Source organism: Serratia sp. AS12, from assembly GCF_000214195.1.
In the GTDB taxonomy this organism is placed as follows: Bacteria; Pseudomonadota; Gammaproteobacteria; order Enterobacterales; family Enterobacteriaceae; genus Serratia; species Serratia plymuthica.
Genome location: NC_015566.1, coordinates 319,116 through 340,069, shown reverse-complemented (window position 1 = coordinate 340,069; position 20,954 = coordinate 319,116). Strand labels below are relative to the sequence as shown.

Sequence of the window (20,954 nt, the reverse complement as noted above, 5' to 3'; positions counted from 1 at the left end):
GTAAAATGAACGCCCAGCCCTGTGGGCGACTCATCCTTTCGCATTGACGCCACAGCCACAGCATGCCCTTTCTCCTCTGAATGACGCGTTAATCCAGTCCGCCGGTGCTGCCGTCTTCGCCTGGCAGGCTAAAGTCGTAACGCACCTTGCGCCCTTTGGTCTCAAAATCGATCGCCAGTTGGCGGGTAATGTGTACGGCCAGTTTCTGGCCCGGAGGGACGTAGACGGCGTCGAACATCATGCCGTAGCGCTCGCGTACCCAATCGGCGGTCTCTTTCATTCCGCCGGACAGGGCTTTGCCCAGCACCGCTTGGCCGGCATTGCCGGTCATGGTGTCGCTGATGCCATTGACATTGTTTTGCGTGGTGTATTGCCCCTGGCTGATCCCCTCACCGGCGGCGCTAGCGGCAGACAACGCGGCAATGGTCGGCAGGTAGGTCAAGGCATTGGATTTACGCTCCCCGCCGATACAGGGAATGCCATTGTCATCGGAAATCCAGCCGATACCGGCGGTGGTGCTGACGTCTTTGCCACTGTTGCCGCTATTGTTGCTGCTGTTTGCCTTCATATTGGTGTCAGGATGCGGCAAGGTGCGTACCGTACCGTCCGCAAACACGAACGTAATGCTGTTGACCTGGCCACGCACGCACGACAACGTCCAGTCGCCACTGGCGGTCCCAGAGACAATCGCCCCTTCCACGTCCGGCAGCTCGATGCCGTTCGCCGTCAGGTTATCTTTACCAATCATCAGTTTGAACGGATAGGGGTCGGTCACCGTGCCGTTGATCGGCACCCGGCCCAGCAGCGCCGTCATGGAACGACTGCCCACCAGAGTGGAGTTCTCAGGCAAGGTAAACACCGGCTCGGCATTCTCCTCCCCCCCTTTTTCATTGGTGCGGCCTTTTACCTGCTGCTCATAGGCGGCTTTCTGGCGCGTGATGGCGTTATAAGACAGGAACGACGTCGGGAACTGCGGGCCGTCTTTGGCGCTGTTCGGATTGCGCGGATCGGGTTCTTTCATGTCCTTCGGTCCGACCCACATCAAACCATCCTGGCCAGGTGCCGCGCTTCCCTCGCCGGCGCCCATGCCATCCAGCCCCAGACCGAGCGGGATATCACTGTCGCTCTTCGCCTTGTCTTTGTTCCCGGCCAATTGATCGGTCAGCGTCTGGATTTTCCCCATCAGCGTCTGCTGCTCCTGCTGGAGCTGCTGCTGGCGTTGCTGCGCCTGTTTCTGGAAACCGGCCACAGCCTCATTGACCTGGCCGGAGACATTGGTATTGCGTTTGCGCAGCGCTTCGTTTTCTTTCAATACTTTGTCGATGTTGCTTTGCAGCTCAGCCTGTTGGGTCCGGGTGGTACGCAGGGTGCCGACCAGGGTGCGCAACGTGTCTTCCGGCGTGTCCCCTTCAACGCCTAGGGCGCGCAACTCCTCCGGCGACATATTGGCCAGCACGTTATGTGCCTGCTGAGTTTTCTCCGTCGTTTTATTGCTGCTGCAGGCTTTCAGCCCAACAACCACGGCCGCAGCCAGCACGCCGACCACAATCACTTTCGGCAGCATGTTAGATTTCACATCAGCCATGGTTTGCCCCCTTCTTCGCTGCCTTCACCGCTTTGCGAACCCCCGACGGCTCCGCGACAAACGCCCCATCCGGGCGACCGGCGGTGACCAGGTACAGCGTGGTAGTGTCCTCCGGGGTACCCACCGGCCCCAGATAACGGTGCTGGAAGGTGGCCGTCACGAACTGCCCCTGCAGTACCCGCGGATCCAGGATGATTTTGCGACTGGCGGTGTTCTGCACTTTTAGCGCCACAACGTTACGACTGCCAATACCCCAGCCGCCCAGCAGGGTGATGGCCACCGGCTCTGACGGGTACAGTGTGGTGATACGTTTCGGCAGGTGCGGGTTGACCGGGTGAATGCCGGGCACCGCCTCAACCGTGCGCACCGGACCGTACAGGCTTTGTGCCGCATAGCGTGTCAGCACCACCGGCAGCGGGGCGTTGTATCTGATTTTTTTACGCTTCGCCTGGGTGCCGTCTTCCGCCCCAGGCGCTGCCGAAGGGCTCCCGGCTGACGAGGTCGCGGTATCATTACTGCTACTGATCGACGACACATCACCGCTGTAGACAATACGCACCGGCTCGGCGGAGCCTTTGTCCGATGCCGTCACATCGAGGAGAATAACCCCCCCGTTTTCGACGTCCTGCAGTTGCAGACGCGTTGGCGGAAATGCGGCATCGGCTTTCAGATAAACAGCCCCGCCACTGCTTTGCACCCGCAGCTTGCCGTTCAGTGCCGGCGGGAAACCGACGCGAACATTTTTATCGGCAAACAGCACCCGCTCCTTGCCGACGGCCAGCGGGATTTGCAGCGGGATACGCTCCCATTTCATCAGCTCTTCCGACTGGGCTACCGGTACGGTGAACATCGCCGCCAGGGGAAGCACACTCAGGGAAAGCGCAAGAACGCGTGCTTTCATCATTGGAATACTCCTTTCTTCTCAGGCGCGGGTTCCGCCGGCGCCGCAGCCAGACGCTGTGGCATGCTGTCGTAACAATCCAGGGCCAGACCGAACTCATTACGTTCCGGATCCCCTTCTGCGCGCACCACTTTCAGCGGGTAGCGTGTCAGTGCGCGCTTCACCGGTTCGCCGGCAAAGGACTCATCCGCCACCAGATCAAGGCGTACCACCCAGTTATCACGGCCTTTCACCGTCACCGGGCTCTGGTTATAACGGCCGTTGTAACCATGCTCGGGGATTTCAAACACCACACGCGTCCTGCCGGCGAGCTCGCCGCTTTCGCTGCGCTTTTTGGCGTCAGCTTTCAAGAAACGCTCACACGACGGTGTCAGGTAGGGTGACAGGCCATTGATTTTGGCCGGGTAATCCACCTCACCGTTTTTTGGCCAGGCATTGAGTTGCTGAAAGATATAAAAGCCGAAGCTGTAGACTGTTGAGGGCGGAACCTCCCACCAGGCGCGGGTAGAGCCGCTACGCAGGTCGGGGGGGTTATGAATAGTCAGGTTCTCCGGCGCCCGCATCCAGCCGATGCTGGCCACCAGGAGGAAAACAACCAGCACACCGCAGGCAACGCGTAATGTGAGAATGTGCTGGTCGCGGTTTTTAACCGCATGTCTAAAATGGCTCATGTTGACCTCTTAACAACGCGGCTGCGGCGCAACGACCAGCCCTGTTTGTCGATAATCAGGGTGGGATCACCCCACCCCATGCGACGTTTACGCGCCTCGAGGCGCTGCCAGATATAATTCTCCGGTTTACCGCGCTTGAGGCGCGTCAGCCGGCTGCCACCAAACCAGATAACGAGGAGAGGGGTCACCAGCATGCCGGTGGGTATCACGACCCAACCGGCAAGCGGAAAAAACGGCAACGACACGAGCAGACCCAGTCCCACCCCGGCCAACGCCGCCAGTCCCATCTCCGGGGTGGTAAAGCCCCGGAAGACGACAGGCTCAGCGTTAAGACGGTCAGGCAAAAATCGGATAGTCTGCATAGCGAACGACCTTAGAACAGGATTTCAGCGGACTTGCCGACCAGCCAGATAACCGCCACGACCAGCACGATACCGACCACGATAATCGCGCCGAATTTACCCCAGTTGGTTTTCCCTTCACGGACTTCATGAAATGTGGAGACCGCTGACTGGGCCACCACGATAAATGCCACCGCGGCCAACACCAGGCCGACCAGCACAATGCCATCCTGCAAATAGCCTTTCAGCGTATCCATCAGGCCACCTCCACCGCCGGAAGACGGAGGTTCAACGCTCGGCAGGGCAGCATGCGCCGGTTGACTGGCGGCATAAGCCAGAGAAGTCGCCACCGCGACACGCGCAGAGAAATGACGGAAAAGACGAACTACAGCATTCATAAAACTTTCCTTTTTGCAGTGTGAAATTAACAACATGTAAAACCGTCCAGCGTCTTCAACTGGCAAACATCCAGGTAACAACAACCAGCAGCAGCACGAGCCTGACGGCAAACTGCACCATCGCCGCGTTGCGGATCTTTTGGTTGCTCCACCCTTTCCAGATATCGGTCAGCGCCCAGGCCGCCCAGACAAACAGCGTCGCCAGCAACCCGCCGATGCAGATCAGCGACAGGATGCTGGCTTCAACCCCGCCGCTGGCCGCATTGAAGGCCTGTTCCTGTGCACCGGTCATGGCCATCAGGGACGCTCCCGACGGTAATTGCCAGCCACAGCGCTGCCATCACGCGGTTGCGCGCGCGATGGCTCCAGATAGCGGTCAATACCGGCATTGATAGTTTTCAGATCGGACGTGGCACGGGCATAGTCGAAAAAGAAACGACCACGCTCGGACTGGTCGGCCTGAACGGCGGCAACGCGCGCGCGTTCAAGTGCTGCCTGCACCTGAATCAACATGCGTTGAGCAGACGCCAACTCATCTTTTTCAGCAGCACAGGCAGGCAGTGCGATAAGGAAGGACAACCCCAGCAAACAGCTGGCGCCCAATCCTCGGGTGACGACTACGGGGATACGCATGCAGCACTCCTTGGTGATTTAGGGTGCTGTCAGGGTGCGGGATACAAAGGGTCAGGTCAGCGGATAACTCTTTATGGAATTTTGATAATTTTTATCCACTTCGGGGGGGAACGTGGTTGGGGAAACCGCTACGTGAGGCATGAAACATAAAAAAGCCGCCACGAATGGCGACCCTTCCAACCCTCCTATTTACGTTTTCTCTTCGCGCCCAACGGCATCAATTGCAGAGTTAGCAGCGTTGCAGCCAGTACAAAACTGAGCAACGCCCCCGCACTTGGGGAAACAAAAAACGAGGCATACCTTTGATGAACACCTGTTGCGTTCAACCCGTTGATAACACTGTGAACAACTTCAGCGTTCAGAATGTTCATACTGATATCCCCACATCAATTGACCTAATGTCAGTTGCCTACAACTGACACCCTTGCCAGTCACAGTCAGACAGAACTGGCATTACCATCGTACAACAGGTGGAAAGGTGGCCGAAATTCTGGGGGAAGCCAACTGACGCGCCGCTTTGCGGCTTGTCTGCTGACGGCAGCGCACAAAAACAAGTTTTATACGCCGCCGTCCAGCCCGGAATTCAGAGCTACAGGTATTTTTTGAAGGAGGCTGTGGTTACCGTCACCGCAATACCGAGCAGGATAGCGGCCGGCAACAGCAGCAGGTTGGGATATACCGCCGTTGGCCAGGACAGATACAGCATGCAGGGAATATAGATAGCCGGCTTTACCATTCTTTTCGCATGATGGTAGACAAAGCTGCTTTCATAGCCGGCGCCATAACGACGGATATCACGCCGCCCCAGGCCTTCTGTCAGCGCAACCAGGACCACCAGGATAAACAGCGGGATGGACAGCACAAGAATGGTCACCCGCACCAGGGTGATGACGGTGACATACACTGTTGCCACCAGGTACTCCTTGAGCGTGGCGGCCAGCCAGCCACTCCAATTGTTCAGCTCTCGGGCCACCGCATTCTGGCTGTGCACCTGCGAATCATAGGCACGTTGGATCCAGTCCAAAAAACCGCTGTCCACGAAGGTCCACTGATACGCCTGGCCAATCCACCGCGTGACGGTGACTGACGGCTCAGACAACATCAGACTGCGGGTAAACTCCGATGACAAATACCCCATTTCGGTATGCATCACCGCTTCACTGTGCGACGCGCCAAGCTCTGGCCAGAAGAATGCCATCCCGACATACTCAATCACCAAGCTCACTAACAACGAGGCGAAGAACATCCCGATCAGCATCCATGGCCAGCCCCACAGTACGTTGTAAAACACCCCATGCTTGCGAGGTTGTACGGGCTGCTGAGGCTGATTATTCACCGCTTGTGACATTCAGTCCCCCTTTTATGACCGCATCAGGCATTACCGTGCTGGCTGACCACCAGGATTCACTGGTCCGGTAATTGCGCTGCATCTCCTCGGCAATCTTCTCTAGGTTAGGTGGCATCAACGCATCATCGCCATCCCCACTGGGTAAGGGCATCCGAATTTTCCACAACTGCCCGCCTTCCAGCAACGCGAACGCCTGCCCCTTCGGCAGGTTGATCACATCCGCCGGCATCAGCAGCGGCGTTTTCACCGTACCAACGCGATCCTGGGTGCTGGACGTGAAGTCCTGCCCTTTCTCGACGTCGGCCGTATCGGCGTGCCCCGACACCAGGGTTTTGGTGTAGACATCGACCTCCGGGAGCTGTGTTGTCAGTAGCTGTGCGGTCCGGTTCTCTCGCACGCGCAGCATGATCAGGGTATTAAAGTTACCCGTCACCTGGGCAGCCTTGGCGGTACTGCCTATGCGAGCCTCGATGTCCGACTCGGTTTGCGTGTAAGCCGTCACCTGCATGCCGGCGCCACCGCCTTTGTTGATGAGAGGAATAAATTCGTCCCCCATCAGTTCGTTAAACTCATCGCAGTGCAGGTTGATCGGCAGTTTGCCGTCGGCACGGGTCGGCAACCCGCCATGCATGCCGTGTTTATAGATATGGCCAGCCACTGACACCAGATCAGCAAACATGCTGTTACCGACGGCAGAGGCGACCACACCGTCCGACAGCGCATCCAGCCCTACGTAGACAATGCCCTGCTTTCGGATGACCTGCTCCCAATCAAATATCGGCCGGGGGTCATTCATGTCCATATAGTTCGGTGCCAGCAGCTCTGCGGTCTTGCCGGTGGTGAGTTTTTCCAGCAGAGGCAGCAAGGACGCTACAATTTTATCGAAATAGGTACGGTCATAGCGCACGGCTGAGCGCAAGCCATCCAGGATAGGGTCGTACAGCTGCTTGCCAGCTTCCGAGCTCAGGGCCATTTCAACAGCGAATATTTTGACCGCGTTCGGTTGTCCCTGCATGTTGCGCGGCACGTCCTCCTCCGTCAGCACTTTCAGGTTGTTATCTATCTGCTGCTGCAGTGCCGGCATACGCGTTTCAATGACCTTTTTCGCGTAGGTCTCATACAGTTCGCTGATGTTGTTCACATAGCGGGTGATGAGGGTGTAGTCCGGTCGCTGCCCCAACGCGACCAGGGCACGCGCGACGATGTTGACGAATCGCCAGGCAAACTCGCGGAATGCCGCACTGTTGCCCTCCCCACTCAACTGCCCGGAGATACGGCCGGCGACTTCCGATACCCGTTCAAAGCGACCGACGGCGTTATAGCGTGCCGAGATATCCGGCCAACCCAGATGGAAGATGAACAGCTCATCCCCACGGCCGGCACGGTGGGCTTCAGCCCAGACACGCCGCAGCAAGTCCGCATCGCCTTTCGGATCAAACACGATGGTGATGTCACCGCGCCGAATATCCTGGGTGATCAGCAACTCAGCTAGACGCGTTTTACCCACACGGGTAGTACCCAGTACCAGGCTGTGGCCCACGCGTTCACGCAAATCCATCGAAACATCCAGCTCATCGGGCTCAATACCATGAATTGCCGGGTTCCCTCCGACCGGTGGCAACGGCCTGACCGGGTTCAATGCGGAGTCTTTGCGCAGCAACTGGGATAACCACGGTAGGGTGTATTCGGTTTTAAGCTCCAGGCGCCGCGCCATCTGGTACAGCTGCGGCGGCTGAACATACTTCTCAACCTCTGGACGACGGGTATCCATCAGCCGCTGGATGTGCTTTTGCTGCCAGCGAAAACCCCGCCCCAGGAACAACCGCTGCCGGCTGACCGGGATTTGGGCACTGGTCATGACATACCGCGGCAGCCGGCGCAGATTGCGGCGATAGCGGATCACCTGCATGCCCTGACGGGCTCGTATGGCAGATAACACCGCAAAGCTGCCGGCGGTGACATAGCTCACCTCTGGTGCCAGCGCTACCGACCAGGGAGCAACAAAACAAATGACAGCTGCGGTGCCAGCCACAATCGCTGTATTCAATTCGACTGCCGGGCGCAGCAACGCTTCCATCACGTGGCGATTACTCATGGTCGATTGATTCCTTTTTCGTACCAACGGGGTTTACCGGCCAATAAATCCAGCAGGCGCTGACCACTGACCAGGTGAACGTGGGTATGGTTTTGCAGCAATGCCCGGCTAAGGTGGCCAGTACGACCGGTATGAATAAAAAAACCCTCGCACCGAGATTTCAGCAGCAGCGCACCAAAGTCTTGGATGTGTGAGGGGGTGATGGTTCGGCCATAGCGTTTGGCCTGGATGAAGTATTTTTTGCCATCAATGATGACCTGACCGTCCAGGCCGCCATCACCGCTGTATGAGGCATTGCGTTTGACCGGATGTCCCTGGCGTTCACAGGCCAGCAACAATAGTTCTTCAAATACGTAGGGATTGATTTTGCGCAGGTAGACTAGGCGATGCGAGTCGCCATCCAATTGCTGCAATCGCTCAAACACTCGTGCAGCTGTAGCCTGATAACGGCGGTGGCGGCGACGACTGGCCGTCTCCCGGCCACGGCAGTTCAACCCCGCAATGACAGCAACAAACAGTCCAATCAGCACCGCCGTCAGCACAGGATTCACCATCAACGCAGTGACTATGACGATGTGCTGTGCCGACATCATGGCGTAACCTGTTGTGACAGCCCGGTATCGGTGATCAGCACCGGGTAATGCGCCAACTGCAGACGACGCGCCAGTTCACTGCCGGATGCGGGCGCCATCGGCACACCCAGTGCCAGTTCACGCAGCACCTGCAGTGCAGGTTGGTTGCTGACATTCACAACAAGTCCCGCAGCATGTCGCGATTTGAGTTGTTCAGCGTTCACCTGCAGCCAGATGCGGCTGGCATCGTCATCACCCACAATAAACAGCGCGCCAATGCCGGGTAACTGCAGCGGTCTGTCAGCCACATCTCCGGGTGTCAGCTCTGGCGTTGCCACGGGCAACACTGCCGCCTCGGTATCAGCAGGAGATGCCGGCGCCGGCGGCACGACCGGAGACGATTGCGCCCCCTCCTGGCGGTTGACACCTTCAAAATACGGCGAAGCATCTTCACCACCGACATCGGCAATCACATTCAGGTTGGCCAGCGCCGCGGTGGTCACCAGACTCAGGCCGAACAGCAGAAAATTCACTTTTTTCATGATTATTGGCTCCGTGGTTCAATCCAGGTCAGCGCCGCCGTTTGTGCCGGTAACGCCGTGGGCATAGTGCTGGTCATCCGGATCGGGGCGGATGCCTTGCCGTTTAGGCGTGCCAGCTTGCCGCTCACGATGGATTTATACCGGGCAGCGGGCGCTCCGCCGGCAGGATGGTGATAACACCCGGCGGCAACCAGCCAGCTACCGGGGTTGCGGTCATAGCACTCCCGCAGGATGGCCGCGGCGGCGTTGAGGTTGGTGTACGGTTCAAACGCCGCCCAGGTCGACGTGAAGTGATGGCCGTTCCAGCCCAGATTGACCTGGGCAATCCCGACATCAATGCGCTTGCGAGGATGTGTTTTCAAAAAACGCTGCAAGGCTTCCCAGGCTTGCAGGCGGCTGGCATAGCGATACCCTTTACCGGCAACATTGATGGTCCAGGGCCAGGGACGCTCCACATCCGGGGCCGGACCGGCGCCGCGGGTCACTGAAACAATGCTTTTCGGGGCCATCGATGTCTCGGCCAACGCAACTGAATACAGGGACTCAGGAGGAACCCCGTGACGCAACGCCACCTCCCGATAACCGGAGGGTACCTGCTGGGTAACAGCATGAACGACTCCGCCCCCCACAGAAGTGAGGAAGGCAAACAGGGGCAATAGCCCCCGGGTCAGAACGCGGCGAGTGTCCATCCGTTTTCCCCTTGTTGCAGCACCACCGGCATCAGGCCGTTGCCAAATTTCATCCAGCGGCCACCGTCATGATTTAGCGTGATTTGACGTGCGCGTACCTTGTCGATGGGAATGTGATGCGCCCGGGCCCAGTCACGCAGCAAGCTGTCATTGCCCTTGCTGTCGACCAGGTAAATGTCGACCGGCCGGTTATCTGCCAGTACCGCCGCCAGTCGAGCATCACACTGACCGCAGTCCTTCGCTTTCACGAACAGCGCCAATCGCCCGCCCGTGTCATGCGCGATACCCGCAGCGTTCCCCATGTTGACCGGCAACACACCGAGGCGCTGCCAGGCCGCATCCACCTCACGCTGGAACTTGAGTTCTTTCTCAGTGCGTACAAACTCCTGCTTCACCCACTGCTCGGCGTACTTTTTACGTTCGGCGTCGCTCTGAGCCTCAATGCCAAGGGCGGTTAATGGATCAAGCCCGGGGGATTGGGTCCCGCGGGGACCATCCATCAACTGCTGGTATCGCTGGTACTCTTCCCCACTGATGCCCCACTGCTTGCCCTGTTCAGCCGTCTTATTGGCCTGGCTCTGCTGAAGCTGGCTCAGGGTAGACTGGCTGTTCTCGATGGCCGTCTGCTGCGCCGCCTGTGATAACGGGGTCAGTAGCATCAACGCGACCATGTTGTATTTCAGTTTCATCACGCTCTCCTTATTGGGCGCTGACGGTCTGCAGACGGCCGTTCACACGAAACGTCGCCTGCCCGTAGCCGGCACTGACCAGGGTCCAGCCGGCGACTGACTCCCCTTCCCCGATTAACCGCACCTGCGACAAATCACTGAATCCCTGCGGCGCCACGGCAGCAAAGGCCGACGTCCCACGCTGCTCCACCCCGGTCAGCACGAATGGCGCTTTACGCGCCACACGGCGTACCGCATTACGCGGGGAGGATTTAATCGGCGTAGGTTTGTGCTTTGGGGTGATTTTGGCTGTCGCTGAAGGGGCTGCGGGTACGGACGTTGATGGCGCCACAGTCGGTGCAGGCTTTTCAGTTGCTGACTTTTTCATGGACTCAATGCTGTCTTTTAGCGCATTCAACTCAGCCTGTTGAGCCTGCAGCTGCTGCTCAAGTTTTTCCGGTAACCCATTGGTTAGCGTCAGCGCCCCAATCTGTCGCGTGAGCGAGTCCTGGCGTTCAGCCAGGCTTTTAAGCTGTTTAACATGCGTCTGTACCACATCGGCCATAGAGTTCATGCCATCCTGCGGTGCCAGTGCTTTCTGTGCCTGTTCAAGCTGAGCAATACGCTGGTCGACATGGTTGATAGCCCCTGTACCGACGAGACCACCCACCAGGACGACAACGACGCCGGCCGTTGTCCCCCAGAAGGTCTTGCTGCGCAGCAACCCTTTTTTAGCCGGTGTCATCGGCACCATTTCTTCATTATGCTCTGTCATTTTTTCAACCACCCACCGGTTGCTGGCACCGCGTTAACGGCTTGAGGTGCAATGACAGTTGCAGCAGGACGTGCTGAAACCGGTACTAAAATCGCCTTGCCCGGTACCTCCATCACCGGCGGTAGCTGTGTCGCCGGCAACTGATACCCGTAACGCAGGCTGTGGCAGACAACACGTTGCACGTCGTCTACCTCGAGCTGCCACGCGGGACCTGCCAGTACCTGCAGGGCAGTACGCAAACGCATCGGCCCCAGTTGGTACTGCACCGCCGGCAACGCCTGGCGGTATAGCACGCCGTTTGCCGGTCCGGTCGCGCACAGGGAATAGCCCGACTGGCGCAGCGCATAGCGCAACGCATCAGCAACCGTCGGTTTTACTGACGCCGGAATACGGATATCGATGACTTGCGAGAGAGGATCACGCTGAACGGCCGCCGGGTCAGTGCTGACCAATAAATAACGGTCGTAGCGCACCACCTCCGGCGCCTGCCCGTAGGCATCCGGGCTGACCGGCTGAACATTGCGGTTGACGGTGACAAACGGCGTAACAGGGGAAATATCACGCTGCTGCAGAGGCTGCTGAGTAACGCACCCGGTCAGCATCAGTGCTGCCAGGGAAGAGGCGAGAAATGTTTTTTTCATCCGGAAGGTTTCCTGTTCAGTGACAATTGACAGGTGTCACTGTGCGGTTACCGCCCGGGACGCTCAATTAACAACTCTTTATTGCAAAAATAAAAAAACGCCACCCAAGAGGCAGCGTTATGAGTCAATACAAATAAACTATCGAGATGCCCACAGGGCATTGCTCCAAAATGCGATCAGGAGATACTGGGACAAATGCTCAAGTAAGCGCAACGACTGCAATGCCGCCCTTTAGAGGCAGATCTGTCTCCTGCTGCAAAACGCTGGGCCATCTTGTAAACTGATGTGCTCTCTGCTTTCTTGGAGGGGCCACCCGAAACATGCTGATCGGTAATGATAGAGTAGATATCTACATCAGTTCTTCGCACCCCATTGATATTAAGCATCATGGGACGCAGATGGTTAAGGGTATACTGAATACCCGTCTGTGCCCGGACCCAGAGCAATCGCTCCTTATCAACAAGCATCCAAGGGAGCTCAATGCGAACACCGTTGACTTCTGAAACCATGCCTTCTTCGACAGTGCCGTTGAAACGTCTAACCACCGACAGCCCGCGTTTAGCTGCAACTATGGCATCACTCATCAAGCCTGGGTCTTCCTCTTTACTGGGCAAATGATAGGAATCCCAAGCGGATTGAAATGCCGTTTTTGGGACAGCCACGTCCCTCACAACGGTCAATAACATGTCCATGATGGCCCAGCGAGCACGGATCGATACATCAATATCTTGTTCAGCAGTTAATGCGAGCTCGTGCCGATAATGAAATTGCAGGGGGCAGCTCATGTAAATCTGAAATGCCTCATAGCTCACCGTGGGGATCACAGCGCTGCTGGCTAACGGTATCGACCTTACTGGAGCGGGTGGTACCTTAACCCCGGCGCGCTTAACCAAAACCGCTGCCGAAGCACGATTCAGCGGTATAGGTCGCGACCACCCGCTGATCTCATAAAGGTAGAGATAATCACGGGCACGAGAGAGAGCGACATACAGAAGGTTATTACGCTCCACCTTCTCCTCGAACATAAACTCCGATTCTGTGCTGTTCAGCACCTCAGGAGGAATAAGAGCCAACCCTCGTACATCGTACGCATAAGGTCGTTCAGCACCGTATGATGCATCATCAACATCGGTCACGTGGACAACTGGATACTCTAGCCCCTTGCTCGAATGCACAGTCATGACGCTAACAGCATCTAATACTCGCGCCTCTGGGGGTAAACCACGATCGCCAAGCTTCTCACCTATTCTTCGGCGCAGTTCTTCACGAAGCAGGAACTGAGAAAGCCGTGCCTGGCGTATATCTCCATCACCATTACGTACGGCGTAAACAAATAGCCAAATGGCCAAACGTTGGGTATGTGCCTGAATCGTCTGGTCACTGTGCCTTGGCAGTCCGTAACGCTGATCGAGCAATACCCGAGATACAAAATCCCACGGCATGGAGCTTCTTTTGAGCCCCTTCAGTAGCAAAGCAAGGTTGTCCTTAATTTTCTGACCAACAGGCGAAAGTCCCGGTGTGGGCAACCATAGCCACCGTCCCCGTTGCATACTTAAGCCGGCACCTTTGCGCGTCAGGAACATTAGGTGTTCAATATCCTGTGAGGGCATGCAAAATGCCGGTTCTGATCTCAACCCCACCAAAGAGCGCGGCTGGCGTGTGCACAGTAGTTCCATCAGACATAGCAATCGCTTTATCTCAGGGCGCTGACAAACATCTCCTATGAATAATACCGGCACATTCAAAGCTTCAAGTGCTTCAACAATCTGCTCAACATTTGCAGATTTTCGACTGATAACAACCTGATCCCTGTAAGGAATCCCCCGCTGAACCAGCCCATTAATACGCTGAGCAATAGTGGCCGCCTGGGACAGTTTTGAGTCGCATTCGTACATAGTAGGCACAACTCTGCTCGACTGACGATACGCACTGACGTGTTCCAGCGGGACTCGCTCATTTAAGGCGTGATAGATACCTGCACATGAAAATAGCCCCAGAATTTCTGGAGTGCTTCGCCGATTAATATCCAAAGCGTAACACTGCGCAGTAGAGCCCGGAATAGCCCCCCGGAAAGTAGTGTCGAAATCCATCAAACTTTTGATCGAAGCACCTCGCCAATGGTGGATAGCTTGACGCACATCCCCAACGACCCAAAATGACTGCGCGTTCAGCGTCAATTGACGAAGAAGATCGACCATCACCTCTGTGACATCTTGATACTCATCCACCAGCACATGTGAGAAATGATCAATATACTGAGCAACTGATGCCCGATCCCGCTTAGCCTGTGCAGAAGGGAAAGCTATCAGATCAACATAGTCGACCAAATGTTCCGCACGCATCGCTGTTTCGTAAGCTTCGAACAAAGTAGCAATATCTTCACGTTCATTAGCCACATCTGGCGAACAGGGAGACAAAACAGCCAGTCGTTCTCGGTAGTCAGCGGCGGTAAGACATTCCTCTTTAAGTCTCTTGATATGTCCGAGGACACCGGGGATCCAGTCGTAAGGGTTTTGCAATCTCAGGTAGTACTTGAGCCGTAATTTGGGTAGCGTGCTAACCATAAGACGCACTTGCATCAGCGGGTCTGCGAGCCGAATGTCGGATTGCAGACCAAATATCTGATGGTATTTACGGAGGAATTCGAGCCCAAAAGCATGAAACGTCCCGGCCCATATATCAGAGGCCCCTGCAATGCCAGAAACCTTGAGGCGCTCTACCAGCTCATGAGCAGCCTTATTGGTAAAAGTTAAAACGAGGATCTGACTAGGTGGAGCTCCTTGCTCAACCAGGTGCTTGATACGATGTATCAACGTGGTTGTTTTACCTGTACCGGGCCCAGCAACAACGTTGACAAACGTCTCTGAAGCAGTAGCTGCATTCTGCTGCCCTTGCGTCATAGGCGGCAATGATGGAGGTAGTACAGGATGCGAGATAGGTAGCAAAACACCGTCAAATAATTGAAGACGTACAACCTCTAGCGGCAATTGCAAATTGACCGCAATGGTCGTAGCACCCATGCCGTTCTGAAACAACTGACATGCTACATTACGCGGCAATAACAGTTCACGGGCGAAGACATTAGCTTGAAGCTCCAAACGCTCTCGTGTTCCATAAGCCTCGACGGCGACCGTTGCCTGGCTTCCGAAGGATCCAGTCATACTGCTCAGATGGGAGATGGTCTGGGCCGGGCGATCGCCGTCCAAATACCAATGCCCTAACTCATGAGCGATGAGATAGGCAGTTTCACCGGGAGGCAGATCATTGCGAATGTAGACTGTTTGAATTTCTCGCTTCAATACTCCACTACCGCCACCCAGTTCAGGGTGGCCAAAAGGTAGCAATTCGATCGCGATTTCAAGTACATCTTCAACCGGAGCCAATAATTCAGTAGAGCTTACACCTCCGAGAGAATCGCCCAATCCGACCAAAGCTTCTCTGGTTTCAAATGCTTGTTGTCGCGCCCGATCAAATGGACTCACACTCAGCCCTCCAACTTCAGGAGCCGCTCTTGCTCATCTGTTGGCAACTGAAGCTCCTTGACCGCCACGCTCCAAACCTTTCGTTCTGTTTGCACAATAGGTTTGGCGTCAGTAGCTTTGAATGATGGTATCGTCTGTGTGGCAAACCGGCGCTCCAATGCAACCAACATCACATCCAAAGGCATATTCAAGGTACTGGAAAGCTTCGAAAGCACTCGTGCAGGTGCCAGAACCGTACCGCCTAAAATCATGTTAGTCAGCCCACGCTGTTTCCCTAGGTCGATCTGAGGGGCCAGAGCACGTGCCTTAACCCCACTGACTTGCTCAATTACCCGGATAGCCTCTGCAACAGCCTCATCTGTAATAATAGTTCCAACAGATTCCGCACGTACAGCTGCAGCATCAGGACAATGGTTCAGCGCGTCAGCGAGGAGGTAATTTGCGAATGACGAAAGCGAACACTTGTATTCCCCTGCCCGTAACCGAGTTTTCATCACCAAGCGTCGGTCAGCCCGGATTACCCAGTTTTCAGATGCCTCACCTTCGTAATCATTGGCCTCTCGCTCGTAATCGATCAGTAGCTTAGAAGGGCTTATCGTCCTTGACTCTTTATCAAATCTATCCAATCCCTCTCGCAACAAATCCCGAGCAGCGGTCGTCACCGAGACTGCTCGCTTCTTTGCGACCCTCTTTACCACCTCGTGCAGCGATACCTTGGTAGTCAAGCCAATCTGCAAACGTGCAGCTTGGGAGCTCGTATCCGTGCTTTGAGTGTTAGTTGTAAGTTGCATGATCGTATCCAAAGCCTGTTCATCTATCTACAGGCGCTGTGCGTAAAGGATGCCATCGCAGATCGTTCTTCATGGTGAGCTTTCAGGGTCAGCTTCACCAGCCTAGAAATTAACGTCTAAATACCTTGTGAAATTTTCCGTAGATGCAGAAATGGTTCAAGACAGACTAGGAAACTAGCGTATCCTCAGGGATAATCAACAGACTAAAGCTTCGATGTTTGCATAAACAAGATTCTCCGCTAATAAGATAGCGAACGAAAATCACGTTGGCGTATATCACTTTTATATCACCCATGTGCGAGGGACACAATTGATCAGCAAAATCTTTTCACAAGCAGTACGTGCTGCTGTCACACATTGGCGAGAAAAAGTCACCTTCGAACAAATGCTCGACTCTCTGACACGACCTAGTGAACTTGGCCATGGTCTGGTACCGTCTATAGAACGTGAGCTGAATAACCTCAATTGTAGTTGCGCAAAAGTATACGATTTTGCATGGACTCGACCTTATCTAAAACTGGAAAATGTTTTCCAACCATCAGACCTTCCTGACACTCCGATTGATTTTTGCCCAGTTCCTGATGTCGAAGGAACGGCCATCGCACGAGTTACAGCGATTGCCTGCCTTGCGGCAATTAATTCCGCCACGGTTTCCTACGGCTCAGAAAACGAGGGGGAGCTGTTCGTCAACCTAGTGGTGTTCCCACCTGGGCGAGGTAAATTCACCGACAAATCGGCAGGCAAAATGAGTGGGCATACAGACGGTGTTGCTTTCCCCCTACGGGGCCAGCGAGACCCTATGAATAGCCGCATTGCCCCTTCTCCTGACTTCGTTTGCTTGTCCGCACTGCGCAACCCGAAGCAAGTACCCACAACAGTAATGCCTCTTGACCATCTCATGGATCAACTGAGCCAAGAGCACATTAATGAGTTGCAAAAACCCCAGTATATCATTGGTTCACAACTGACCTTCCGTGATGGAATAATTAAGATACTCGGCGAAGAACTCGCAGTTGATGATGCCCAGCTTCTCTACCCCGTCAATGAAAACTGGTGGATCAGATTTAGCCACAGCGCCACGCAACCAGCTGAAATCGATCAACAACCAGCCCAAGAGGCTATGGACGCCCTGAAGCATGCGTGTGCTAAGTCCGTAATTGAGTTACCTCTGCAACAGGGAGATATTGCTCTGGTAAATAACCGTATTGCACTACATGGTCGCAGTGAGCCTGGGCCTGAATTTGGTGGGCAAACACGCTGGCTGTTACGTACCTACGGATTGGAGGTTTCGGATATCGATCCCGATCAATGGCATAAGGGCAGTGCTTTCATGTTGTATCCGTAAACAGGAATAGGCGCGCGAGACAGATAATTACCGTCTCAGACTGGCTGGGAACAAAAACAAAGCCATGAAGTATCCCGCAACAAAAGGACAGAACACCCCATATGGAAAATGCCATGTTAGCCGTTAATCCACAGTACTCTACCGTCTGAGCGAACTCGTTAGGGAAGGTATTTTTACGATTACAGCCGAGCCGTATAAAACTTTTCTCTACCAATTACCAACCATTAATCAAGCCATTACAAGGGACTGTAAAAACGCCCCGAAAAATCGAGGCGTAGAGGGCGTTATCAGAAAGAGTTTTCCGCGTATTGCTGCTGTGCGGAACCTTGCTGAGGCGGCGTAGAGTCGGATTTCTCGGCCTGAAATACCTTCTCCTGACCGATCTTGATCCAATCGACCTTGATAAGGCGGGCTTTGAGGCTGACGCGCTGTTCACCGGCATGTTCGCCGCTGTTGAGCGTGAAGATGTCCGGTTTGAGATTGCTGAGCACAAAACCAATCAGGACCTTCTTGTCTTCATCAACCGACTTTTGACAGCGGTTGATCAGGCTGCTGGCTTCTTTACCGGCGACCGTCACATCGAAACGCGTGTAACTGGCGTTATCGGTAGGACCTGAGAGTCCATTGACGACACAGCTGATAAAGGTACCATTCGGGCCATTGACTTGACGAATGTTGCTGAGGTACCCCATGCCCTTGATGGTCAGGTTGAAGTATTCAGTTTTAGTGGATGCTTGTTGAGTTTGGCTAGACATGATGTTTTCTCCAGGCGTATAGATTCGGTGACGGAGAAATACACCTTCCCTGACGGGAAAAGTGTTTCCCGTCGGGAGTCTGCAAAGTCGTACGTCAGTGCAGACTGTCTTGATTGTGAAATGGACCTTCATCACCGCTAAGTGATCTCCGTTCTCAAAGGCTAAACGGAGTTACCGCCACATGGGCTTCCTCTTTCAGGCTACGAGGCTATTGGCAGTCACCCGAAGGCGTTTCTCACAGACCGCTGAAACTTTGGCTGGCACTCACCCGAAGGCGCTTCTCACAGAGTGCTGAAGCATTGGCTGGTTGTTCGAAGACAACAAGTAAGCCTGTTCATTTTTAATGCAAGTACCGAGAGTGTCAACCGTAATATTCTGTTTTGAGAGCCATAAAATAAAAACGGCGTTGATCCGAAAATCAACGCCGCACGGCCGGTACCTTAGCCTTCTGTGAATTCTGTCTAACTCCGGGGAGGAACCTAGTCTCCCGACGCTTTTTTCACGGAGTTGCATACGTCTTGACAGCCAACCTGAGTGTGGAAGCCGCTGACCGAACTGAAGCAGAAAAAAACCATGGAAGAATTTTCCCACCACCGCAGTTACGGGGTACCCTGCATCAAAGCTAGCTCACCTTAGCAAAACTTTCCGCTATGTACATCAGACAATCTCTTACTCCGATCCTGTTGCTTTATTTTTAGTCGGTGATTTCGCTTTATAGCGCTTAGCCTTGCGCCCACCTTTTGCATCGATGTTAATGACCCCCTGGCAAGTGGGATAATTACTGCAGCCCCAGAAAGCACCACCGCCTTTCTTGCCGGCACGCCGGCGCATCGACCCACTGCATGTCGGGCACGGCGGTGAAGGTGGGGCGGTAAACTTCACAGCCTGCGTCTTCCCTTTCTCCACCAGATGCCCTGTCCACTGTGCCTGGCGGCTCATGAACGTATCGAGTGTCATCTGGCCCTGGGCAATCTCGTCCAGCGCCTGCTCCCACAGCGCCGTCATCCCGGGGTTGGTCAGCGCAGTCGGTAACGCATCAATCAGTTCGCCGGCGATCGGTGTGGAGAGTAGGTATTTACCCTTCTTCTCCAGGTACCCGCGTTTAAACAGCGTCTCCAGGATACCGGCGCGCGTCGCTTCAGTACCCAGCCCTGCGTTCTCTTTCAACACTTTCTTCAGTTGCGGGTCACTGACGAACGCCGCTGCATTTTTCATGGCGGCGATCAGTGTCCCGTCGGTGAAATGTCCTGGGGGCTTCGTCTGCAACGTTTTGAGCTCAGCGCCGGCTACCGCGACGGTTTCCCCTTTAACCAGCGCCGGCAGCCGGACATCATCCGTGTCAGCCGGTTCCTCTTTCGCCTCGCTCACGTCATGCTGGAACAACACTTTCCATCCAGCAACAGCCTCGACCTTGCCGCGAGTGCGGAACAGTTGCCCGCCGATATTGAAGGTGGCTTCCGTCACATCTACTTCATGTAAGGGCAGGAACTGTGCCAGGTAATGCTGACGGATCAGCTGATAGACCTTGAGCTCATCGGCTGACAACTTGCTCAGGTCGAACGGCTGTTTGGTTGGGATAATCCCGTGGTGCGCCGTAATTTTTTTGTCATTCCAGATACGGGAAACAAAAGCCCTGTCGAGCCTGGCCACGCTTTCGTTGAGCGTTGGGTCCGTGCGGGTAACAGCGCTCAGCACATCGGCAACCTCTTCCCGCATCGATGTCGGCAGATAGCCGCAATCCGTCCGGGGATATGTGGTGGCCTTGTGCGTCTCATACAGTGACTGTGCGATACTCAAGACCTGGTTGGCGCTCATCCCCCACTTGCGGGAGCAAGCCTGCTGCAGGGTGCCCAGATCAAATGCCAACGGCGCGGACTCTTTCTTGCGCTCGGTCCCCACCTCAAGCACAACGGCATGAGCCGTTTGCTGACACCGCTGCACGACGGCCTGCGCCACATTCTGTTGAATACAGCGCTTCTCTTCATCACAGTAGTTGGCCGCAGGTACCCAGTTTGCCGGGAAGGCGATCCCACCTTTCTGCAGCGTGCCCCTGACTTGCCAGTATGGTTTTGAGATGAAGTTGGCAATATCGCGGTCACGGTTCACGACCAGCGCCAGCGTGGGGGTCTGCACCCGCCCGATCGACAACACTTCGCCGTATCCCTGCTCGCGGGCTTTGAGCGTGTAAAGCCGGGTCAGGTTCATCCCCGTCATCCAGTCAGCCCGTGATCGCGCCAGGCCAGCTTCATACAGGGGCGCGGTCTTCTCACCAGGGAGTTTGTTCGCCAGGGCATGCCGAATACTGGCCTCGTCCAGCGCTGACAACCAGAGCCGCTGGACCGGGCCGGTAAAGTGGCAATGCTCTAGTAATTCCCGCGCGATCACTTCCCCCTCGCGATCCGCATCGGTCGCAATCACCACAGAATCAACCTGTTTGAGTAACCCACGGATGACAGCGAACTGATCGGCAGTGTCTTTTTTTATCGCCATTTTCCACTGGGTAGGGACAATAGGAAGAACGGACTCCCGCCAGGGACTGCCGAACTGCTCACCGTAGGTCTCCGGCTGGGCCTGTTCCAGCAGGTGCCCGATAGCCCAGGTGACAATGACGCCGGCTCCCGCCAGGTAACCCTGCTTTCGCTGCGTCGCCCCGAGAATGGCGCCGATATCTTTACCCTGACTGGGTTTTTCGCACAAGTAGAGTTGCATCAGATAACCTCCC

General features: G+C 55.3%; 21 protein-coding genes. 1 reads left to right on the top strand and 20 read right to left on the bottom strand.

Annotation, left to right across the window (positions count from 1 at the left end; genetic code table 11):
- Window positions 1-88 precede the first annotated feature (88 nt).
- The 18 genes from SERAS12_RS01535 to SERAS12_RS01455 all read right to left on the bottom strand — a co-directional run bounded on the left by SERAS12_RS01535 (window position 89) and on the right by SERAS12_RS01455 (window position 16,132).
- Window positions 89-1,585: a TIGR03752 family integrating conjugative element protein gene (locus tag SERAS12_RS01535; protein ID WP_013811175.1), complete on the bottom strand. Its 1,497-nt coding sequence runs from the start codon at window positions 1,583-1,585 to the stop codon at window positions 89-91.
- Window positions 1,578-2,489, bottom strand: a complete 912-nt coding sequence (locus tag SERAS12_RS01530; protein ID WP_013811174.1) for a TIGR03749 family integrating conjugative element protein — start codon at window positions 2,487-2,489, stop codon at window positions 1,578-1,580. The genes SERAS12_RS01535 and SERAS12_RS01530 overlap by 8 nt, the downstream gene beginning before the upstream one ends.
- Complete coding sequence (locus SERAS12_RS01525; RefSeq protein ID WP_012146872.1) at window positions 2,486-3,157, bottom strand: PFL_4703 family integrating conjugative element protein; 672 nt, start codon at window positions 3,155-3,157, stop codon at window positions 2,486-2,488. Before SERAS12_RS01525 ends, SERAS12_RS01530 begins: the two co-directional genes overlap by 4 nt.
- Window positions 3,154-3,519 carry a TIGR03750 family conjugal transfer protein gene (locus tag SERAS12_RS01520; protein WP_012146873.1) on the bottom strand — a complete coding sequence of 122 codons (366 nt, stop codon included), beginning with the start codon at window positions 3,517-3,519 and terminating at the stop codon, window positions 3,154-3,156. Before SERAS12_RS01520 ends, SERAS12_RS01525 begins: the two co-directional genes overlap by 4 nt.
- An 11-nt stretch (window positions 3,520-3,530) precedes the next feature.
- The gene (locus tag SERAS12_RS01515) at window positions 3,531-3,896 is read right to left on the bottom strand and encodes a TIGR03745 family integrating conjugative element membrane protein (protein WP_013811173.1); all 366 of its coding nucleotides are present in this window, start codon (window positions 3,894-3,896) and stop codon (window positions 3,531-3,533) included.
- A gap of 55 nt (window positions 3,897-3,951) precedes the next feature.
- On the bottom strand, window positions 3,952-4,194 hold the full coding sequence (locus SERAS12_RS01510; protein WP_013811172.1) for a TIGR03758 family integrating conjugative element protein: 243 nt from the start codon (window positions 4,192-4,194) through the stop codon (window positions 3,952-3,954).
- The gene (locus tag SERAS12_RS01505; protein WP_013811171.1) at window positions 4,194-4,529 is read right to left on the bottom strand and encodes an RAQPRD family integrative conjugative element protein; all 336 of its coding nucleotides are present in this window, start codon (window positions 4,527-4,529) and stop codon (window positions 4,194-4,196) included. The genes SERAS12_RS01510 and SERAS12_RS01505 overlap by 1 nt, the downstream gene beginning before the upstream one ends.
- A gap of 185 nt (window positions 4,530-4,714) precedes the next feature.
- Window positions 4,715-4,900, bottom strand: coding sequence for a hypothetical protein (locus SERAS12_RS25215; RefSeq protein WP_013811170.1), 186 nt, complete (start codon window positions 4,898-4,900; stop codon window positions 4,715-4,717).
- A gap of 218 nt (window positions 4,901-5,118) precedes the next feature.
- Complete coding sequence (locus SERAS12_RS01500; RefSeq protein ID WP_013811169.1) at window positions 5,119-5,877, bottom strand: TIGR03747 family integrating conjugative element membrane protein; 759 nt, start codon at window positions 5,875-5,877, stop codon at window positions 5,119-5,121.
- Window positions 5,858-7,972 (bottom strand): type IV conjugative transfer system coupling protein TraD, encoded by a 2,115-nt coding sequence (traD, locus tag SERAS12_RS01495; RefSeq protein WP_013811168.1) that lies wholly within the window; start codon window positions 7,970-7,972, stop codon window positions 5,858-5,860. The genes SERAS12_RS01500 and traD overlap by 20 nt, the downstream gene beginning before the upstream one ends.
- A complete protein-coding gene (locus SERAS12_RS01490; RefSeq protein ID WP_013811167.1) occupies window positions 7,969-8,565 on the bottom strand; it encodes a restriction endonuclease in 597 nt (198 codons plus the stop codon). The genes traD and SERAS12_RS01490 overlap by 4 nt, the downstream gene beginning before the upstream one ends.
- Complete coding sequence (locus tag SERAS12_RS01485; RefSeq protein ID WP_013811166.1) at window positions 8,562-9,086, bottom strand: integrating conjugative element protein; 525 nt, start codon at window positions 9,084-9,086, stop codon at window positions 8,562-8,564. The genes SERAS12_RS01490 and SERAS12_RS01485 overlap by 4 nt, the downstream gene beginning before the upstream one ends.
- 2 nt (window positions 9,087-9,088) lie before the next feature.
- Window positions 9,089-9,775 (bottom strand): transglycosylase SLT domain-containing protein, encoded by a 687-nt coding sequence (locus SERAS12_RS01480; RefSeq protein WP_013811165.1) that lies wholly within the window; start codon window positions 9,773-9,775, stop codon window positions 9,089-9,091.
- On the bottom strand, window positions 9,754-10,464 hold the full coding sequence (locus SERAS12_RS01475) for a TIGR03759 family integrating conjugative element protein (protein WP_013811164.1): 711 nt from the start codon (window positions 10,462-10,464) through the stop codon (window positions 9,754-9,756). Before SERAS12_RS01475 ends, SERAS12_RS01480 begins: the two co-directional genes overlap by 22 nt.
- Window positions 10,465-10,474: 10 nt before the next feature.
- Window positions 10,475-11,218 (bottom strand): hypothetical protein, encoded by a 744-nt coding sequence (locus tag SERAS12_RS01470; RefSeq protein ID WP_013811163.1) that lies wholly within the window; start codon window positions 11,216-11,218, stop codon window positions 10,475-10,477.
- Window positions 11,215-11,859, bottom strand: coding sequence for a PilL N-terminal domain-containing protein (locus SERAS12_RS01465; protein ID WP_013811162.1), 645 nt, complete (start codon window positions 11,857-11,859; stop codon window positions 11,215-11,217). Before SERAS12_RS01465 ends, SERAS12_RS01470 begins: the two co-directional genes overlap by 4 nt.
- Before the next feature lie 176 nt (window positions 11,860-12,035).
- Window positions 12,036-15,341 (bottom strand): UvrD-helicase domain-containing protein, encoded by a 3,306-nt coding sequence (locus SERAS12_RS01460; RefSeq protein WP_013811161.1) that lies wholly within the window; start codon window positions 15,339-15,341, stop codon window positions 12,036-12,038.
- A 2-nt stretch (window positions 15,342-15,343) separates the two neighbouring features.
- Window positions 15,344-16,132, bottom strand: a complete 789-nt coding sequence (locus SERAS12_RS01455; RefSeq protein ID WP_013811160.1) for a hypothetical protein — start codon at window positions 16,130-16,132, stop codon at window positions 15,344-15,346.
- Between the two features lie 310 nt (window positions 16,133-16,442).
- Between SERAS12_RS01455 and SERAS12_RS01450 the strand changes: the two genes are divergently transcribed.
- Entirely contained in the window at window positions 16,443-17,477 is a 1,035-nt protein-coding gene (locus tag SERAS12_RS01450) for a TauD/TfdA family dioxygenase (protein WP_013811159.1), read from the top strand.
- A gap of 287 nt (window positions 17,478-17,764) precedes the next feature.
- On the opposite strand, the gene SERAS12_RS01445 is transcribed toward SERAS12_RS01450, so the two are convergent.
- Together SERAS12_RS01445 and SERAS12_RS01440 are read right to left on the bottom strand one after the other, a co-directional pair.
- Window positions 17,765-18,232, bottom strand: coding sequence for an STY4534 family ICE replication protein (locus SERAS12_RS01445; protein ID WP_012004778.1), 468 nt, complete (start codon window positions 18,230-18,232; stop codon window positions 17,765-17,767).
- Window positions 18,233-18,901: 669 nt separating this feature from the next.
- Window positions 18,902-20,941, bottom strand: coding sequence for a DNA topoisomerase III (locus tag SERAS12_RS01440; RefSeq protein ID WP_013811158.1), 2,040 nt, complete (start codon window positions 20,939-20,941; stop codon window positions 18,902-18,904).
- Between the last annotated feature and the right edge of the window lie 13 nt (window positions 20,942-20,954).

What these genes read in the sequence shown, in the direction of transcription:
- SERAS12_RS01465 (WP_013811162.1), bottom strand. Translation starts at nt 11,859, where the DNA reads ATGAAAAAAACATTTCTCGCCTCTTCCCTGGCAGCACTGATGCTGACC.
- SERAS12_RS01535 (WP_013811175.1), bottom strand. Translation starts at nt 1,585, where the DNA reads ATGGCTGATGTGAAATCTAACATGCTGCCGAAAGTGATTGTGGTCGGC.
- traD (WP_013811168.1), bottom strand. Translation starts at nt 7,972, where the DNA reads ATGAGTAATCGCCACGTGATGGAAGCGTTGCTGCGCCCGGCAGTCGAA.
- SERAS12_RS01440 (WP_013811158.1), bottom strand. Translation starts at nt 20,941, where the DNA reads ATGCAACTCTACTTGTGCGAAAAACCCAGTCAGGGTAAAGATATCGGC.
- SERAS12_RS01525 (WP_012146872.1), bottom strand. Translation starts at nt 3,157, where the DNA reads ATGAGCCATTTTAGACATGCGGTTAAAAACCGCGACCAGCACATTCTC.
- SERAS12_RS01480 (WP_013811165.1), bottom strand. Translation starts at nt 9,775, where the DNA reads ATGGACACTCGCCGCGTTCTGACCCGGGGGCTATTGCCCCTGTTTGCC.
- SERAS12_RS01510 (WP_013811172.1), bottom strand. Translation starts at nt 4,194, where the DNA reads ATGGCCATGACCGGTGCACAGGAACAGGCCTTCAATGCGGCCAGCGGC.
- SERAS12_RS01470 (WP_013811163.1), bottom strand. Translation starts at nt 11,218, where the DNA reads ATGACAGAGCATAATGAAGAAATGGTGCCGATGACACCGGCTAAAAAA.
- SERAS12_RS01515 (WP_013811173.1), bottom strand. Translation starts at nt 3,896, where the DNA reads ATGAATGCTGTAGTTCGTCTTTTCCGTCATTTCTCTGCGCGTGTCGCG.
- SERAS12_RS01520 (WP_012146873.1), bottom strand. Translation starts at nt 3,519, where the DNA reads ATGCAGACTATCCGATTTTTGCCTGACCGTCTTAACGCTGAGCCTGTC.
- SERAS12_RS01530 (WP_013811174.1), bottom strand. Translation starts at nt 2,489, where the DNA reads ATGATGAAAGCACGCGTTCTTGCGCTTTCCCTGAGTGTGCTTCCCCTG.
- SERAS12_RS01500 (WP_013811169.1), bottom strand. Translation starts at nt 5,877, where the DNA reads ATGTCACAAGCGGTGAATAATCAGCCTCAGCAGCCCGTACAACCTCGC.
- SERAS12_RS01475 (WP_013811164.1), bottom strand. Translation starts at nt 10,464, where the DNA reads ATGAAACTGAAATACAACATGGTCGCGTTGATGCTACTGACCCCGTTA.
- SERAS12_RS01445 (WP_012004778.1), bottom strand. Translation starts at nt 18,232, where the DNA reads ATGTCTAGCCAAACTCAACAAGCATCCACTAAAACTGAATACTTCAAC.
- SERAS12_RS01505 (WP_013811171.1), bottom strand. Translation starts at nt 4,529, where the DNA reads ATGCGTATCCCCGTAGTCGTCACCCGAGGATTGGGCGCCAGCTGTTTG.
- SERAS12_RS01485 (WP_013811166.1), bottom strand. Translation starts at nt 9,086, where the DNA reads ATGAAAAAAGTGAATTTTCTGCTGTTCGGCCTGAGTCTGGTGACCACC.
- SERAS12_RS01490 (WP_013811167.1), bottom strand. Translation starts at nt 8,565, where the DNA reads ATGATGTCGGCACAGCACATCGTCATAGTCACTGCGTTGATGGTGAAT.
- SERAS12_RS01455 (WP_013811160.1), bottom strand. Translation starts at nt 16,132, where the DNA reads ATGCAACTTACAACTAACACTCAAAGCACGGATACGAGCTCCCAAGCT.
- SERAS12_RS25215 (WP_013811170.1), bottom strand. Translation starts at nt 4,900, where the DNA reads ATGAACATTCTGAACGCTGAAGTTGTTCACAGTGTTATCAACGGGTTG.